Genomic DNA, 1,596 nt, shown 5'->3' on the forward strand with positions numbered 1-1,596 from the left:
CGGCTAGGTCGCACACCAGGGCGTAGAACGCCGCATCAACCCGGGCCTGCGACCAACCAGCGGCAGGGTTAGCCGGAGTGTCGGTATTGTCACTGGTGGTTAGTGCGATCTGGCCGTGTGTCTCACCTGTGGCAGGATCAGTAGTCCACACGTAGCCTTCACCCACCCGTGCCGGATCGGTGTCGACGGTGGTGGTGACAGCTGCTAGTTGGTTACCGGTGTGGGTGAACACGTCGCGGTGGGTGTACGGGTGGGGAACGTAAAGAGTCTTTACGAAGCTCCGGGTTATGCCGGCCTACAGGAAGTAGAAACTGAGTACTGTCTCGCGGCCCCCCATCAACACAGGGCCGCAAAAGCAGTGGAACCAAACCCGCAACCCTTCACAGTCCTAGCTTTCAATGTTGGTCTACTTGTTACTAGGGAATGCAAGTTCTATCAGCTCAAGATCGGAGAGTAGGTCGGGGTTGATCCAAGTAATATGCTGAATTACGTCGTCCTCAATGTAGAAAATGACCCAATTTTCCCAGAGATAAAGCCCTTCGTCGTCTGGCCTATTCCAGGAGATATTTTGTTGGTTTAAAAAGTTACAAAAGGATGTGACGTCTTGTTTCAGGGGTGCTCCGAGAAAGGTATCGGTCTTTGTGATTTCTGTGACGGTTAAGTCTTGTATTGTATCTTGTACTTCACTAATTCGGAGTTTCAGCTCACCCCCATTTAATACTATTGATCCGATGTGAATTGCTGAGGGTTGATGCTTTGCATCATAAGAGACTTGGTTCTGTTTTGATCTATGGTTTGATAGCTTTTGAACCAATTCGTGCATACCTGTTTGAAAGGTGAGTTCCTTGGGGGGAGTTAGCCCGTAATCCACTTTATTTCTCCTTAAGGTGTTAAAACAGTCGGTCGGGAGTCCAACTAGGCGATTCTCTGTATGCGAACCAGGCTTGTAGTAGGCCTTCATCTCGATCGGACGTGATGCTTTGGACGTCTCGAATCTGTTCGCTAAACAGTTCATTATGGCGACCAGCTCTGATCATTTGGATTTCGTGTGCTCGTTGGATATCTGTATCGACGCTTCTTCCATAGTTATTGGTGAGCTTGTGCTCTTCAGGAGTGAGTCTTACACAGATTCCTTCTCTGTGTGCAGTGCTTGCTTTCACTCCTTTTGGTCGTGTCTCCTTGAGCGCGTGACTCGAAATCAGGTGGTGGCGTTCGTATTTGTTTCCTTCGAGGTCTTTCGCGGTGAGATCTTTGTAGCGTCCGCCATTGAGATTTGGGCAGGCCTTGAGCCCGAGTACGTCGACCCAGTATGCTGCGTGGTCGACATACCCCTGTGCGGAGGCGAGTCGTGGGGCGAGTCCGAGTGGGTCTTGGGCGTTGTAGCCACCCAGGGTGGGGTTGTAGTAGCGGAACCGGTTGTACGCCCAGCCTGATTCCGCATCCTCGTACTGACCGGCAAACAACAACGGGCTGGTGCACCGACCGGACCAGGTGCGCTTGCCGTAGAGGGTTTGGGTGGTGTGTCCCTCGACGACACCGGTGGTGGTGTTTATCAGTTCCTGTGGTGCTCCGGCTAGGTCGCACACCAGGGCGTAG

The 1,596-nt window shown here is 52.2% G+C and carries 3 protein-coding genes; all 3 read right to left on the reverse strand.

Features of this window, described 5'->3' with window-relative positions; genetic code table 11:
• Positions 1-232: hypothetical protein (locus L8U58_RS10065; protein ID WP_269955264.1), on the reverse strand; the 232-nt coding region annotated here is incomplete at its 3' end.
• A gap of 174 nt (positions 233-406) precedes the next feature.
• A complete protein-coding gene (locus L8U58_RS10070) occupies positions 407-871 on the reverse strand; it encodes a hypothetical protein (RefSeq protein WP_269955265.1) in 465 nt (154 codons plus the stop codon).
• A gap of 19 nt (positions 872-890) precedes the next feature.
• The coding region (locus L8U58_RS10075; protein WP_269955266.1) for an RHS repeat-associated core domain-containing protein at positions 891-1,596 on the reverse strand (706 nt) is incomplete at its 5' end.

The sequence above is a fragment of the Corynebacterium macclintockiae genome, from assembly GCF_027570165.1.
Classification (GTDB): Bacteria; Actinomycetota; Actinomycetes; order Mycobacteriales; family Mycobacteriaceae; genus Corynebacterium; species Corynebacterium macclintockiae.